Genomic DNA, 16,281 nt, shown 5'->3' on the forward strand with positions numbered 1-16,281 from the left:
CATGAAATATACCGTAACCAAATGGACCATCCAGAATTTATTGGATGCCTACAATACAGGTAAACTTATACTTAATCCTCCGTATCAAAGAAATTTTATATGGTCGATTACTGACCAGCAAAATCTTGTCGACTCTATAATCAAAAATAATCCTATCCCTAATTTTTTCATACTAAATAAAAAAGATGGTAGTATGGAAATGGTCGATGGACAACAAAGAAGCAGGACAATTCTTTCTTTTATTAAAGGGCAATTTGCTGATAGTAAGAATTTAATTTATTCAAAAGCGACACATCGTACTTTTTTGGCGTATGAATTTCCAGTAACAATTATTACAGATATTGGAAAAGAATCAATTGAAAAATTTTATGCCCTTGTAAACAAAACAGGTATCCATCTTAACAAACCAGAAGTAAGAAAAGCCGAATTCTACAACACCAATCTACTTAAAATGGTAGAGGATATAACATCATCTGCAGATTTTAAGAAATTAAAAATTTTTACTTCCGGATCTCTTAAAAGAATGAATGATATAGAATTTATATCTGAACTCATTGTCTTAATTAAGCTAGGAAATGTAGACAAGAAAAATCATTTGGATGAATATTTCAAGAAAGATTTAACAGTGCAAGAGTGCATTGATACCAAGCTAAGTTTTACAACAATTCTAGCAAAAATAGTTGAGATTAATAAGACATTTGAATTGAGTAAAACAAGGTTTAAACAAAAAAACGATTTCTATACCTTATTTAACTTTATTCTGAACAATGATTCTATTGATAATCTGACATTAAAATATCTTTATCAAATCCTAGTTCTTATATCCAGCGATATCAAACCAACACAAGAGAAGTGTGAACCTTTAAAAGAGTATGCCAGGAATTGTGTCACTCAGTCAAATTCAAAAAATGCCAGAGAAAAGAGGCTCGGCTTCTTTAATGAACTTCTTTTAAATACAAGTAAAACTCCAAATAAGACTCAAAAGCAAATTTTATCATTTTACGGACTGAGTAAAGTTCCGTTGGTAAAAATCGGTATATATTATCAAATTGACAATAAAGCCCTTATCAAAATTAAACCCTTAAATTTTGTATGACAGTCGATCATAATTCTGGTATTATAAATTTATCCAAAATTGAGGAGGAAAATTACATCCAAATTGATAACGAGGATTTTTTACTGAAACAGCTTACAAAAAAGGGTGCTAGTTCTAACTTGTTTATTTTACATGACCCAAATGATGAAACAGAGGATCGGGTTATAAAAATTTGTAAATCTTGGCATTCGGACTATAGATCACGTAATGACACTAGGCTGAGAAGATTTAACAGAGAAATAAGAGCTTTTAACATTGCTAAAAGGGCAAGATGCCGGAATGTTATAAACTTTTATAGGTCGGGTAAATTACCTATTGATGGTAAGTTATATCCATTTATTATTATGGAGAAGGGGAATGGTGATTTAGCAAACCATCTTGAGCAGAATAATTTTGATTTTACTATGAACCAAAAGCTCCTCATATGTGTTGAAATTTTACAAGGTGTGCAACAACTTCATGATTTGAGGATCTATCATAGAGATATTAAGCATGATAATATCTTAAAGGTAGATCAGCAATTTAAAATTGGTGATTTAGGCTTAGTAGATTTTCAAGATGTTGACGCAGATTTAGACTGGATTAATGAAAAAATTGGACCTTATGGCTGGTTATCTCCAGAAGCCATAAATAAAGTATTTACTAAAGATAAAAATATAGGGAATGTATTTGATTGTGAAATCAACTCGACATCTGATATTTTTCAAATGGGAAAATTATTTTGGTATGTATTTCAAGGAAATCTACCGCTAGGACAAATAACATACGCTGATGCAAAATTTGCAGATCAAGAAATATTTAACATAATCTTTTTGATGTTGAAACATAATCAAGCGGAAAGGCCTAATATTGCCCAGATTAATGCTATGCTAGACCCCATTAAAATGAGGCTTGTAGTTTAGTTTTTTTACTATTCATTGAGCGATTGTAAAAGATCGTTCATTCCAAAGTTCAAAAGAAACTCAGAATAGTAATTGTCAAAAATATCTCTAATGTATTCATCAATAGTTACATCTTCATCAATACCATTTTTTTCAAGTTGTAATTTATAATTACGCTTCTTCGTAATCATGTAAATAAAAAGGCTATGAAAGTAAACCGCGCTTAAGTATCGCTTTTCTGACGCCTCAATTTGGCTTTCTGTTTTCAGCTTTGAACGGGTATCTAAGAAAACTTTACTATCCATATTGATATAGATTTTTTCAAGCATATTTCCTTCACCTACTGGATACATAACGGTAAGGTGGGACATCTCGATACCAGCGGTTTGCAAACCCTCCCATTGGTCTTTTTTAATCTTGACCAACTCAGGCAGGCCAATATTTTCAAATTCTTGTTCGTCCTCACTTGGCATTTTGATTTTTGGAGCTTCTTTATCTTTAATTTTTATCCACAGCATTTCCTCAAAGGTCTCACCAGGGCTTGATAAAGAAATCTTTATTTCTAGCTCATCGTTTACATTTAATTCTTTAGTAGGGTTAATTATAATTTTGATATTCCCATCAATTGGACTGCTCTTTGTGACATTCAAGAAAGCGCCAACTTCTAGTGAAGTTCCTTTGTCATCACCACCATTCTTCTCGTTTCTTTTGATGTTTAATAATGAGATTTCCAATTCACCAGGCTCTTCTATGCGATCAAAATATTCATTCTCTACATCTGTTTCGAATCTTATTGCTTTCTCGCCATCCTTTGGTAAGGAAATAGCTGGAGTTTTGCCCCCTCGCAATTTAAAAAAACTAGGAAAACGTTTCGGATTAAATGGTAACTTTTCCTTTATATTATTAGTATCTTTTTTATTGTTTGTTTTTGGGTCAATCCTATTATTCTTATCTTCTAGCTTCAAAGTGCTTTGAAGGAATTTGAAAAGATCAGAGTCTTTATTCAAATTTTTAGCAAACGATTTTAATAACTCACTTGTGTTTTCTCCATCTAGGCCTATGAGGTCTTTTCTTCTTCTATTTATCTCATCAAGCCTACTGTTCCTTAACTTTCTACCTAAGTATTCACGAAGATCTTTGGAATTGCTTCCCCCTTTTAAGCGATCACGACTTGCCATAAACAGTTCTTTTTTAAAACTGTATTTCATTTTTGTACAATCCACATGAACCAGTAGATAGTCTTTTAATAGGTTGAATTTTAATTGTTGAGTGATAAACTCAGTTGTATAATGGCCATGTGTTTGTCCATTGATAGAAAACATAACACTCATATTATTTTTAAAGAATGAACGTCTTATGTTTTCTCGGGTTTTTTTAAGGTCATTTTCTCCCACTTTCGGCTTGAACACATAGCATGTGACCTTTATTTCACCAAACATCTCATCTATATATATTTCGGAAAAAGATTCGTCAATATAGTTGTTATCAAGCTCAAGCCTTCTTTTTAGACCAAAAAGGTCTAGTTGAAGTACATTGTTATTGGGATATCTAATCGGGTTGTCAATGGTGTAAATTGGCAAAAGTGGTTCAAATAAAAATTCGTTCAAGCTTTGATTTAAATCTTGGGCAAAACCTGAATAACCTGTTGGAAATTGATAGGAGTACATTTTTATTATCGAACCAGTCTTGAATTTCCTATTCAATAGGTTCAAATCAAGTTCGCCTTTTAGGTCAAATGATGGAATTTGGCCGTCTATTGATAAATACTCATACCACGTGTTTTTATTTAACTCCGCGTCCTTCTCACTAAATGGGTGTTCTCTAATAAGAGTAAATCCAAAATCTCCAGAATTATCAAATTTCTTGGAAGCGATTAACTGGTATCTTAATTTACCACAGAACACTATGGCTCCAGATCCTCCCATATTGTATTTGCCCTGTACAAACATGACCTTATTCTTATTTCCTTTTACTAAAGAAAGAAATGTGGCAAGAAAGTCTTTTGGATGCTGACCCTCTCCATCATCGTATATAATTACAGAAGTATTTCTAGTTGGGCCATCTGCTATGACTTGTATGTTTTCCGCCTGCTTTTTCCTTTGAGTGGTTAAATCCCAATTTTTATGCTCTGGAAAGAAAAGTTGAACGGCTTCATTCATTGTTTTTGGCGCATTGGCTGACGCTGGGTCAATACCTAGTTCCAAGCACTTTTTTGTTAGAATCGCATCAATAGAGTTTGTCAATTTTTCAACCAACGCGGCAATTGGATTTGATTGTTGGTTTTCAATTATTCCATAATTGCTGGGATTATTATCGATAGGTGCCCAGTTTTCCTGCCTAAAATAATAGTTTTCCTTGATAACGAGCTTCTCGACATCATCTTCCGTTTGACATTCAAAGAGCTTATGGAATAGTTCTTTATACGCGAGAGTGCTTTGATTTGACATTTTATTTATTTAGATATTGTAAATTATTAATTAATAATTGTTTATCCTAACAAAGCTTATGATAGTTGTTTTTTAAAGCAAGTCATCCATTCATCCAGAATTTCAAATGTGTTATTTGGATTCAGAGAGCTTGTTGAATTCAGAGTAATAATTGGGACTTGTAGAAATTTGTGTTGTTTGGATTTTTTCAGAAATTTAAAAGCTAGACCACCGTTACAAATTATTGTGTTTATAGCAAATTTATCAACGAAAGATAGGATATCGTTAAATTCCTCATCCTTTATTTTCTTGTCGTTGCTCCCAACCCTAGTGCAACTTGAAACAATATCCCAAATTGCAATTGAATTTGATGTGATCAGTGAATATCTGTTTTCTCTTGAAATTGACGAATCAAAGACTTTATAATGAGGGTAGTCCGGGACTAGAATTCTGTAAACAAAGTCCCAAAAGTGGTTTTTAGTACTTGCGTAATACATGCTTTCCTCTAAGGATGTAACACTTGGCATTGTGCCCAATATCAATATTTTGGGTTTTAAAGCGACTATAGGCTCAAAGCAAAATATTCTTTGTGTTTTTTTATTCATAAGTGTATTATAAGGTCAAAAACTTATCTAAGATTTGCTTTAGTTCGAGCAATCTTGGCTTTAGCTTTCTCTCATGTAATTTATAATAATCTAAGATTTCCGATACCCGATTTGTGTCGATTATCTCTTCTCTCAAAGATGATTGTGAATAATTTGAGTTAATGTCTGTCATTAATGATGCTAAAAATAGAATACTTAGATCAAGGTTTCTATGTATGGGAAGTTCTTCACTTTGCCTACTCCACTTTCCGCCAACAATTCGAAAAACCTTTAAGGATATTTCGTCTTCATCGTACTGTGCTTGCCCTATTGACAATGCTCTAGCATCTGTCCTATTCGCGTACAGTGCATCTATTTTATCATAGTCGTTTACTGCTATAATTGGCCTATGGCTTAAATGTTTGGGAACGTTCATGCTTTCAATTATTTTGCTTTGAAGCTACTTTATTAATTTTAAATTAATTTAGTTTTGGAGAAAATTAATGCAAAGTCCTTCATCAAACAATAGCCTTTTTTGTTGCAAATTGATTTGCTTAGGTCTTAGCGAGATGCTACTACCAGATTGATTGCCGTCTAATAGCTTTGGTTCTCCAAAATGATTCAGTCAAAGCATTATATCTTGCTAAAGTGGGACTAAAAATGTTTCTTTGGTTAAACAGGCGCTAAGACCGTACTTGGTTCAATTGTTTTATAATAATCATTTAATCCAAATAACATGCCCTCAAGCCTTAATATGTCGCTGTTAATCACAGCATCTCATATCTTTCCTGGAGAAGAAATCAATCCGCGCAACCTTTTGAATCCTTATGGCAAAAAAATGGTACTGAAAATGGTAGCTTTTGTAAATTCCATGATCCAACAAAAAGTCGAAGAGATACCTCGACAGATGGCCATGTGGTTTGGTGTACCAAATGAAATGGGCGATCGGGCAATGAAGGAGATATTTTATGGCTATCGACAACAAATAGCAGATAAAACTAAATTGCATATGGTTAATGCCTACGCTAATCTTCGCCTTAACCTACTTGCATTGGAACTTGAGGAACTTGCTGCGGGTGTAGAGATTGACCAGAACCAGGCGCACTGGGATTTTTTTAAAGCATATTTGAGAATAAATGCGGATTACACCCTGATGCAGGAAAACATTACTGCAACCCTTCCAGAAAATATCACAGGCCTCGAAAAGGCAAATTGGATGGCCACGGCTACAATAATCAGTTACTTTGATTTTGCGTATACCGATAAGGTAGATATGCTCTGTCAGCTGATTAAGGCTTATTATTGCTTTCAGTTTATGGAAGGCTATAACCCTGTATTGTATAATTTATATCTAGATTCGAAAAACGTAACCTCTTTTGTAGGTTATGCAGGGCATATCATGGGACTAGCGAGCTTATGTTTCACCGATGTGGTTGCCTTCGATGGCAGAACGCGGCAGGATCAGGATTTTTTAAATCTTTTCAGTCATTTTGCACCTATTGGCGCATCAGAAGAAAATATTGTTGGAAATGATTTTTTGGAGATCCGGAATAAACCACTTTACCAGGTCGATAACAATGAGTATTTATTTTTAAACCGGGCTATGATCATCAACAAGATTTATAGTTCAGTTTATTGGGACTGTAAAGCGATTCTGGCAACCCACCCAGAACTTAACATCTCTCAGGGCAAGTTCAGAAAAGAATATACTTCCGATTTTTCGGAAGGTTTTTTGGTTTATCAACTGATGAAAAAAGCTTATGGCAATAAAAGTTATAAGCGGTTTTCCGGCACAGAGATGAAAGAATTTATGGGTGATACTGAACCTGACTATTACCTCCGAAACGGAAATAAGGTATTTATTTTTGAAGTCAAAGACAGTTTTATTGCCGGTGTATCTAAACAATCTTTCAATGTAAAGACGATTGCCGATGATATCCGATCGAAATACCATTCTGATGGTCATCATGAGAAGGCTGTCAAGCAGCTCATTACCCGTTTAAGATTTAGTTTGAAAAAAGAATATCCGTTTGACACTAATTATAATGTGCGAAACTTAAAGCTTTTCCCAGTACTTATCGTCTATGATATGAATCTTTCCGTTCCAGGTATTGAATCTTTGCTGCAAGGCTGGTTCGAGGAAGAAAAGACGCTTTTAATTGAAGAAATGACTCACACAGGCATTACTGGTTTCACCATACATAACCTTGTCATTCTGACCGTTGATGATCTTATCCTGCTATCGGAATATATTAGCTCTAATAGAATTTCACTTGAAGACTTGATTTTAGCGTACCAGAAAAAGAGACGACAGTTGCTTAAAATTACTGATGGAATGAGCTTTGAAGAGCTCAGATCAAATGTGTTACAGAGCTATTTGAATTTTCACAACTACATCAGGGATACTCTTGATGCCATACCACCACATAGGAAGTTAATGCCTGCAGAAATCCAGGAAATCCTGAAGAGTTATCGATTGTTTGAGCCTGAAAATATAGCCTAAGTTACACTGAGTGAAATGATGAAGCGGATTGTCGTCCATCGATCTACATTTTTTTACCTTTTAGTCTAAATTGATTTCAACAGGCGTCGACCAATTTTGACGTCATTCTATATTGGATTTCGATCTCAGTTGTTTATTCTGTAAATTAATTGCGTTATCAAGTTGCCAATTTATAAATTGGAAACCTAATTTTTTATTGATTTCTGCTATCCTCTTCGAGAAAACACTCCCGCAAACTATCTAGCATTATTTTTTAAATTCTTCTTTTCTCAGATACTGTCCTTCGACCTTATTTTTCAATATTTTTTTAAAATTAACTATCAGTTCACAAAGCTCAAAAAAGGTCGAACTTCCATGGATTTACTCTAGGGAAAGGGCGGAATTTTCAGTCCAAATTTTGTGCAATAGTTTAGATGATTTGAAATCAACCTACAATCTAAGGGCAATGTAATAGTTTATTTCTGTAATGTATGTGTTTACCCTCTGCCTAAAGGAAATCGGGCCAGGTATTACAAATTCAGTTTCCCGAAGGTCGTCGCTCCAGTTTGGTGAACCGCCAAGAGGGCGTATTTGATATTCTTGTAGTCGATAATTTTATGTAAAAAGCATACAGCGCCAGCCTTCTTTGCCTCCTCTATGTAAAAGTTTTCTATCTCTGAAGTTATTACAATCACTTTCGCGTGGGGCCATTTCTTCAAAATTTCTTTTGTCAACTCAAGACCATTCAATTTGGGCATGCGCAGGTCCGTTAAAAACAAATCAGGCAAAGTCGAGCAATTTTCTGAGAAAGTAAGAAGCTCTCTGCCATCACTAAAAGCGCCAATGACATCAAAGCCACTTTCGACCAACATTTCTACCATTGGTTCCCGAAACCAGCGCTCATCTTCCGCATAGGCGAGAGTTATTTTATTTGCACTCATAACATTATTTTCCTACCACTATATTTCCTCGGAAAGCTTTTCTCAATATACAAAAATAAAATTATAGAGTTGAAAAGAAAGCTTTTATTGGCTCAAGAATATATTTTGGCTAGCGCAAAGCTTCTCTCAGAATATTTTCGTCAAAAGTATTGGTGTTCTCTGCAGTTAGGGAAATACAATTATCGCCTGCGGTCTCTGCGTCTAACCTTTTTACTAAAATCAGGATAAATTATTACCACTTCTGATAAAAATAGCTATTCCAATACCCCCACCTGCCGAGAAAATATTGATGTTACATGCCAATCTTCAACCAGAAGTCTTTAGTTAAGGAAACTTTTAAGAAGCCTGCTTCTAAAGTTTGTAAGTCTCACCTTTTTGATAAGGTTTCAAAGTCGACCAATTAAAAAGTGAGCTAACATTGGTGATGAGGATTTTGATTCCATATAATGGAATGCTATCTTAGCCTTGAGAGCGTTAATTTAGATATCGGGGATATGGACACCGTTCAGTCCCCGTGTCTATTTCTAAACTCATTGCACATCTTGCCTTAGTGAACGCTAGTTTCATTTAGTTCAATTACTATTTTTCTGAAAAATGATAATCCCCACGGTATGGCGGCTATCGTGAATTGTTCACAAGAAAATGACTGGAACTTTTTTCCGTTTTGCACCAGTTACCTTTCTCCCAGATTAAATAAAAAGCCCTCGTTTTCGCTTTCAATTACAAATACTATTTTATCTTTTAGAAATGCCTTTCTCGTATAGCGCTTTCACCCAACACGGTCAGATGGAAATCGGTTTCTAATTTCCAAAACGAAACGATTCGAAGCATTCTGCACCAGGCGTAAAAGTACTGCGAAGATATAATGTTCTTTAATCTGGTTCGGTTGAAATGATCATCGCCTAAACACTTAAGCGTGAGACAGTGACAGAACGAAACAAAAAAAAACGGCAGCCCTAAAATATATTTTAGATAAACCTAAATTTATTTTTAGTCTTTTCTGTTTTTATTATTAGATTTACAAAAATCAGATAACATGCAGAAAAGATTACCCATTGTCCTGCTTTCACTTATGAGCCTGGTTGCTATAATGGTGTCCTGTGAGAAGATAATCTCTTCTTCTCCAAAAGAGGATGAAATTCTTGATGGCCCGGTAGAAGGACTCAGCTATGACCAGCTCAGACGTTTCGCTTTGGGAGATGCGGCCTTTAACAATGAGATATTTACTCCTGCGAATGGCCTTGGTCCTGGCTTTGTTGCAACCAGCTGTGGAAGCTGCCATGCGGGTGACGGCAAAGGCCATCCTTTTACTACGTTGGTCCGTTTCGGGCAGACCGATGAAACAGGCAATAATTTTTTGGACCAGGGAGGCCCACAACTGCAGAACAGGGCTATTCCCGGATACAAACCTGAGCAAATCCCAGCAGGGGCCACCTTTTCAAAATTTACACCGCCTGCCAATACCGGCCTTGGCTTTCTCGAACTGGTAGCTGATGCAGATATACTAGCTATGGCTGACCCCCAGGATCTGGATAATGACGGCATTTCTGGTATCCCGAATTACGCAGTGCTTCCCTCATATGTTCAGGCCCTCAACAATGCTATTGCACTGAAGGGAAAATATATCCATCGTTTTGGGAAAAAGGCGGCAGCATATAACCTGCTCCACCAGACCGTGAATGCCTACAACCAGGATATCGGGATCACTTCAAGCTTTGATCCTGTGGATGCCTATACGCGGATGGTGATTGATCCTGAAATTTCCATGCTTACAGTGAATAACGTGGTGTTTTATCTACAGACTCTAAAAGCGCCCATACAGCGCGATGCGGGGAATGCGGAAGTTGAAACCGGCAGGAAACTGTTCGAAAAGATCAACTGTTCAGGCTGTCACAAGCCTACCCTAAAAACAGGTTTTTCCCCAGTGACTGCTCTATCTAACAAAGAATTTCACCCCTATACCGACCTGTTGCTTCACGATATGGGACCTGGGCTGGACGATGGTTATACGGAAGGATCAGCTAAGACCTCCGAATGGAGAACCCCGCCCCTATGGGGACTGGGACTTTCGATGAATTCACAGGGGGGATCTTATCATCTGCTGCATGACGGAAGGGCAAAAAGTATCGAAGAGGCGGTAACCCTTCATGGAGGAGAGGCATCTGCAAGCCGCAACAGGTTCAACCAGCTGTCTGGGGCAGAAAAAAATGCCATGCTGAGATTTTTAGAATCACTATAGAAATGAAAAGAAAAGATTTTATAAAAGGCTGTGGAATGGCCTGCCTTGGAGGCCTTGGGATCACCACGTTGACCAGTGGATGCAGCAGCCTGGTACCGGCGACGGGCGAGATTGCAGGGGATAACCTGGTTGTAGAAATGAAGGACTTTGAGCTCAGACAGGGAAAAAATGTCCAGTTCAAAAGATACATTGTAGTCAGCAATGACCTGCTCCGATATCCCATCTGTATCTACCGGCATGATGAACTGAATTATTCTGCACTGTGGATGCAGTGCACCCACCAGGGAACCGAGCTCCAGGCTTTCGGAGACAGGCTTCAATGTCCGGCCCATGGAAGTGAATTTGACAATAAGGGCAGAATGACCAATGGTCCGGCAGAAGCAAACTTAAGAACCTTCCCCATCACCATAGAAAAAACCAGGATCAAAATTTCACTGAAGGCAGTATGAAAAAACTCTTTACGCTAATTATATCTATTGGTATCGGTCAGATGGCTTTTGCCCAGATCGACCCGAAACTTTTAAGGGCCAAACCCGGTGATACCGCAAAAAACTCGCTCAATATGGATGCAGTTTATGAACGGCCTTTTATTGCCGTGGGAAAACTTCCGGTGTCGGTGGGCGGATACATGGAAGCCAACTGGCAGTATCAGGGTACAGACGGGATCTCTGAAGGACAGCAGTTCCAGTTCAGAAGGATGACGCTATTTGTAGCCTCAACCATTTCCAAGCGCATCAAGTTCCTTTCCGAGATCGAATTTGAACCTGCTGAAAAAGAAATAGCGGTTGAATTTGCTGCGCTGGATCTGGAACTGCACCCCTTGCTTAATTTAAGGGGTGGAATGATATTGAATCCCATTGGTGCATTCAACCAGAACCATGACGGTCCAAAATGGGAATTCACCGACCGTCCGATCGCCATGACACAGATGCTGCCTGCAACCTGGAGCAGTGCAGGATTCGGGATTTATGGCAAGAACTATAGTGGTGACTGGATGCTGGGCTACGAGTTATATGCCACAAGCAGCTTTGACGATTCCATTATTGCAAACCCTGAAAACAGAACCTCCCTGGCTGCTTCAAAAAGAAATCCGGAAAGGTTTGAAGAAATTGCAAGCGGGCAGCCACTTCTAACTGGAAAAGTTGCGGTACGCAGGAACAATATAGGCGAACTCGGCGTATCCTATATGGGAGGGGTTTACAATAAATGGCAGTCGGACGGAATCGTGATCGATGATAAACGCAGGCTAAATGTTTTTGCCATAGACTTTAATACCACACTGCCAAAGCTTAAGACCTTTATCACAGCTGAGTGGGCATGGATCAGGGTAGATGTTCCCGACACCTATTCCCAGCAGTTCGGGAGCCGTCAGATGGGCGGATATATCGATATTGTTCAACCTGTGATCAAAAAAACGATCCTGGGCTGGCAGCATTCTGTTGTAAGTTTAGCCTGCAGGGTAGAGTATGTGGACTGGAATGTGGGGAAGTTCAGGGAGACCGGTGGGAATATTGGTGATGAGCTTTTCAGCGTAATGCCCGGCATCAGTTTCAGGCCGAGGCAACAGACTGTACTGAGGTTTTCCTACCGAAAACAGTGGCAGAAGGATATTCTTGGAAACCCGGCTGCCAGAACCGGAGCATTCCAGTTAGGTGTATCAACCTATTTTTAATTCTGTCATCTATTTTAGCCGGAATCTAAAGAGGATTTCCCGATGTATATCTGAGAGGCCACAGCAGGCAGCATTTATCAACAAACCCCAGGGAATGGACGGTTTGTGTCCCAAAAACACAATTTCGTGGATGAGTAGCAAAATTGAAAAACCATCCTGCGCCAATAGCGGGTGCAGCCGCTGCCGTGTACCTAGAGACAGGCTAACAAACCGACTGCGAACTTTTCTTATCTTCCTAGGAATTTTTAACCTAAACGAATAAATGGATGCCAATGAGGATGCAATAAAGTAATTTGAGTATTGGGAATGCTCCAATTAGAGCTATATTTCTTGACCCTGCCCACCATTTGTTAGAAGGTCCCAAAGAAACCTATCTACGGATTCCATTTCTGGAGGCGACTGACCTGGCAATTTGTTTCCTTTGATCCGCACTTTGGGAAACTTTTAGATCGACGCAAATTTTTTGGACTGTAAAATCAGTGGCGTACTGTTTGGTATGCATTGGCAGTACTCTCAATCAGGCGCCAAAATAATGTTATCGATGCTCTGTTTGGATTCACAATAGGACTCTGCATGATAATAAGTGCCGCATGAGCTGCTCTACATCGTATGCGTTACAGGTTTTTACTGCCCAATCTCTTTACGCTGTATTCTTACTGCATTGAGAATAGCTAAGAAAGCTACACCCACATCTGCAATTACAGCCTCCCAGAGATTCGCAACACCGAAGGCCCCAAGAGAGAGCACGGCGATCTTCACTGCCATTGCCAAAATAATGTTCTGCCAGACGATGTTACGGGTCAGCTTGCCTATCTTCAAAGCTAAAACAATCTTTGTTATTTGGTCATTTTGTATTACGATATCAGCCGTTTCAATGGCTGCATCACTTCCAAGCCCACCCATGGCAATACCCGCATCGGCCAGGGCTATTACAGGGGCATCATTTACCCCGTCGCCCACAAAAGCAATATGGCGTCCCTCCTTTATCAAAGCCTCCACCTTTTCTACTTTTCCTTCAGGCAAAAGATCGCCAAAAGCATAGTCAATATTAAGTCTGTTTGCAACCTGATCTACTACAGCTTGTTTGTCGCCGGACAACATAACAGTCCTTATATTTAAGGCCTGCATCTGCTTAACACCTTCTCCCGCATCTTCTTTTATTTCATCTGCTATAGTAATATAACCGGCATATTTTTCATCCACCGCGATCACAACAATGGTATCTAAGATCTCCTCAACATCCTTTGGAAAATCCACCTTATATTTTTTCAGTAGCTTAAGGTTCCCTGCGAGCACATGCTTTTCATCTACTACTCCTTTAAGTCCGTGTCCGGATATTTCTTCAATTGAAGTTGCGGTGCCCTCGCTTGCGTCCTTTCCTGCATATTCAATAATTGCCTGTCCAACGGGATGGGTTGAATTCTTTTCCAGAATTGCTGCCAGTCTGATTAAATCTTTTTCGGGAAGCCCTGAGGGCACTATTTTTTGAACTTTGAAAACCCCTTTGGTCAATGTTCCCGTCTTATCCATTACTATGGTATCTATCTTGGTCATTACGTCCAAAAAGTTACCTCCCTTGAATAGAATCCCATTTTTCGATGCCAGGCCAATCCCGCCAAAATATCCTAAAGGAATAGATACGACAAGTGCGCATGGGCAGCTGATCACCAGAAATACCAGCGCGCGATAAAGCCAGTCATTAAAGACATAATTTTCCACTACCAGATACGGAACCAGCGCTAGCGCTAAGGCCAAAAAGAAAACTATGGGCGTATATATCTTTGCAAATTTTGAAATAAAAAGCTGCGTCTGCGACTTTCTTGAGGATGCATCCTGTACCATTTCCAGAATCCTGCTAAGCTTACTGTCCCTGAACAGTGCAGTTACCTTGATCTCTGAGACGGTGTTTATATTGATCATTCCTGCCAGCACAGTTTCACCTTTATATTTACTGTCAGGACGACTCTCTCCAGTTAATGCAGCGGTATTAAAGGATCCTTTTTCTGAGAGTAGCTCGCCGTCCAATCCAACTTTTTCACCAGCTTTCACCTGTATGGTATCTCCGAGCTCTACATCAGCAGAGCCAGCGAGCTCAGCTTTCCCATCTCTGATTACGGTAACCTTATCGGGCCTTATGTCCAGCAAGGCTTTTATGCTTGCTTTCGCACGGTCCACTGCTGCATCCTGGAACCATTCACCAATTGAGTAAAAGACCATTACAGCAACACCTTCGGAATATTCCCCTATAAAGAATGCGCCTAACGTTGCCACACTCATCAGCACAAACTCATTGAAGATATCCCCCCTTATCGCTTTTCTAAAAGCTAAAACAAGTACTCCCCATCCAGCGAGAAGATAGGCGATACTGTTGACGGCTAATGAAACCCATCTAGAAAGTTTAATATTAAATCCATAGTCCATCACCAGAACGCATATTAATATCGCCAGGCCCGATAGCAGTCCAAGATGCTGTTGCCATTGTGGCTTATCACCGGCACCCGTTTTGCGATCATGATCCGCAACGCTATCTTTGTTAATATGAAGCTCTCCGGCTTCCGCCTTATAAGCTGGAGCAGTTTGCCGAATATTATTTTTCGGTGCTTCTGCCTTAATATCATCGTTTTCGCAACAGTCCTTCATAATATGATTTTTTATTGTACTTTTTCAGTGATAAACCTCTCCATGTATCATGCCAAATATTACTCTGATAACAAGGTGCTGTGCATTGTCTATCTTCAGTTTCAACCTATCCGATTCGCAGCCTTGGTGCTGAGAAGCGTACGGCAAAGGTATTGTCAAACAGCGTCTTTGGCCTACAATGGCTTACTTCATTCCAGGAATTGAAAATGTAAGTCTGTGGCGATCTATTTTATCGGAGTTTTTTATTTTACTTCTATCTTTTACCCTGCCCGGAATAACTTTAGTGTAACCAGACAAAAATCAAAATAACTTTCGAACATAGGTTTCAAAATACTGATAAAAGAAACATTCACACAAAAATAAAATAAAAGGCCGGAGAATAATAATCAATATTAACAGAAAGTCTTTACAGCTATACCGATATTATCAAACTTGACGCTCACCATACATAAATAGCTGCCGGCGCTCCTATATAAGTCATGATAAAAGGTGAGTAACAATGCCTCACAGATTGGAAGACACACTTTTTCGTTGCACTATTTTGGTTATAGATTAAGTACCAAGGGTCAGCAGCAGTCTTCCCATTCGCACGAAAATACATCAACATTTTTTAAACTAATTCGCTTCACTGTTGTTTTTATAATAACAAAACATCAGTTTATAATGAAAAATGTGGAAACTGTTATTCCGGCTGCCCTATACCTTCATACTATACGATTTTGCTACAGGGATTATATTAATTTGGCTATAGCCCTGGAAACCGGGCTTTCGGCCTCTGATGTACTACTGGCAAACACAATTCAAAAATTAAAAAGCTGGAAAGGGTTTTCTTTATTCGATGATGACGGTCATCCAACAAACAAAGTCTTCGTGGCTGGCCGATGGAGGTTAGAATTACCAATAAATAAAGGTATACGTAAGCTCAACGCAATAAACTTATCAACAAAAAGCCATCACTTTCCTACCATCCAGTTAGATAGGGTGATGAAAGCATTTGCTGACACTTTTTTTCTCAAAAACACCTCTAAAATCAAGCGCTCTGGTAAATAATTTTTAATCACTAAAATTTAAAGTCATGAACACAGAAAATTCAAAAAAAGAGAGTCAAAAGCATCCGGAACACCATGAACATCAGGAGCATCACCCCCACAAAGAGCATCATGAAGGGCCTGAGCATGCGGATGAAATGGAACATCACAAAGAGAAAGAACACCATTCTGAGGCTGAACACCATAACGATGATGAACATAAGAACACAAAAAAAAGTTAATTATGGCAGTTTGGAAAGGAATGTGCGAGCCGATATTCCTTTCCACTTAT

At 38.5% G+C, this 16,281-nt stretch carries 13 protein-coding genes; 8 read left to right on the forward strand and 5 right to left on the reverse strand.

All coding sequences use genetic code 11. The annotated features are described in order from the left end of the window. Position 1 precedes the first annotated feature (1 nt). Both AC0IWT_RS12425 and AC0IWT_RS12430 read left to right on the forward strand, forming a co-directional pair. Complete coding sequence (locus tag AC0IWT_RS12425; RefSeq protein ID WP_471797435.1) at positions 2-1,096, forward strand: DUF262 domain-containing protein; 1,095 nt, start codon at positions 2-4, stop codon at positions 1,094-1,096. Then, a complete protein-coding gene (locus AC0IWT_RS12430; protein WP_471797436.1) occupies positions 1,093-1,998 on the forward strand; it encodes a protein kinase family protein in 906 nt (301 codons plus the stop codon). The genes AC0IWT_RS12425 and AC0IWT_RS12430 overlap by 4 nt, the downstream gene beginning before the upstream one ends. Before the next feature lie 8 nt (positions 1,999-2,006). Here AC0IWT_RS12430 and AC0IWT_RS12435 read toward each other — a convergent pair whose 3' ends face one another. From AC0IWT_RS12435 to AC0IWT_RS12445, 3 genes are read right to left on the reverse strand one after another with little or no spacing between them, the layout of a single operon-like run. Continuing rightward, positions 2,007-4,424: a hypothetical protein gene (locus tag AC0IWT_RS12435; protein WP_471797437.1), complete on the reverse strand. Its 2,418-nt coding sequence runs from the start codon at positions 4,422-4,424 to the stop codon at positions 2,007-2,009. 56 nt (positions 4,425-4,480) lie between these two features. After that, entirely contained in the window at positions 4,481-5,008 is a 528-nt protein-coding gene (locus tag AC0IWT_RS12440; RefSeq protein WP_471797438.1) for a DNA-deoxyinosine glycosylase, read from the reverse strand. A gap of 7 nt (positions 5,009-5,015) precedes the next feature. After that, on the reverse strand, positions 5,016-5,423 hold the full coding sequence (locus AC0IWT_RS12445) for a DUF6530 family protein (RefSeq protein WP_471797439.1): 408 nt from the start codon (positions 5,421-5,423) through the stop codon (positions 5,016-5,018). Between the two features lie 300 nt (positions 5,424-5,723). Between AC0IWT_RS12445 and AC0IWT_RS12450 the strand changes: the two genes are divergently transcribed. Next, the gene (locus AC0IWT_RS12450; RefSeq protein ID WP_471797440.1) at positions 5,724-7,490 is read left to right on the forward strand and encodes a hypothetical protein; all 1,767 of its coding nucleotides are present in this window, start codon (positions 5,724-5,726) and stop codon (positions 7,488-7,490) included. 509 nt (positions 7,491-7,999) lie between these two features. Here AC0IWT_RS12450 and AC0IWT_RS12455 read toward each other — a convergent pair. Further along, positions 8,000-8,410, reverse strand: coding sequence for a response regulator (locus AC0IWT_RS12455; protein WP_471797441.1), 411 nt, complete (start codon positions 8,408-8,410; stop codon positions 8,000-8,002). A 1,036-nt stretch (positions 8,411-9,446) separates the two neighbouring features. Here AC0IWT_RS12455 and AC0IWT_RS12460 point away from each other — a divergent pair. From AC0IWT_RS12460 to AC0IWT_RS12470, 3 genes are read left to right on the forward strand one after another with little or no spacing between them, the layout of a single operon-like run. Beyond that, on the forward strand, positions 9,447-10,649 hold the full coding sequence (locus AC0IWT_RS12460; protein ID WP_471797442.1) for a di-heme oxidoredictase family protein: 1,203 nt from the start codon (positions 9,447-9,449) through the stop codon (positions 10,647-10,649). 2 nt (positions 10,650-10,651) lie between these two features. Continuing rightward, positions 10,652-11,098 carry a QcrA and Rieske domain-containing protein gene (locus AC0IWT_RS12465; RefSeq protein ID WP_471797443.1) on the forward strand — a complete coding sequence of 149 codons (447 nt, stop codon included), beginning with the start codon at positions 10,652-10,654 and terminating at the stop codon, positions 11,096-11,098. After that, complete coding sequence (locus AC0IWT_RS12470) at positions 11,095-12,321, forward strand: hypothetical protein (RefSeq protein ID WP_131538558.1); 1,227 nt, start codon at positions 11,095-11,097, stop codon at positions 12,319-12,321. Before AC0IWT_RS12465 ends, AC0IWT_RS12470 begins: the two co-directional genes overlap by 4 nt. 624 nt (positions 12,322-12,945) lie before the next feature. Here the strand turns inward: AC0IWT_RS12470 and AC0IWT_RS12475 are convergent. After that, entirely contained in the window at positions 12,946-14,961 is a 2,016-nt protein-coding gene (locus AC0IWT_RS12475; protein WP_471797444.1) for a heavy metal translocating P-type ATPase, read from the reverse strand. Positions 14,962-15,624: 663 nt separating this feature from the next. On the opposite strand from AC0IWT_RS12475, the gene AC0IWT_RS12480 reads away from it, so the two are divergent. Both AC0IWT_RS12480 and AC0IWT_RS12485 read left to right on the forward strand, forming a co-directional pair. Next, a complete protein-coding gene (locus AC0IWT_RS12480) occupies positions 15,625-16,011 on the forward strand; it encodes a hypothetical protein (protein WP_131538560.1) in 387 nt (128 codons plus the stop codon). Positions 16,012-16,036: 25 nt separating this feature from the next. Next, on the forward strand, positions 16,037-16,231 hold the full coding sequence (locus AC0IWT_RS12485) for a hypothetical protein (RefSeq protein ID WP_131538561.1): 195 nt from the start codon (positions 16,037-16,039) through the stop codon (positions 16,229-16,231). The last annotated feature ends 50 nt before the right edge of the window (positions 16,232-16,281 follow it).

The organism is Pedobacter sp. AC464, from assembly GCF_979253075.1.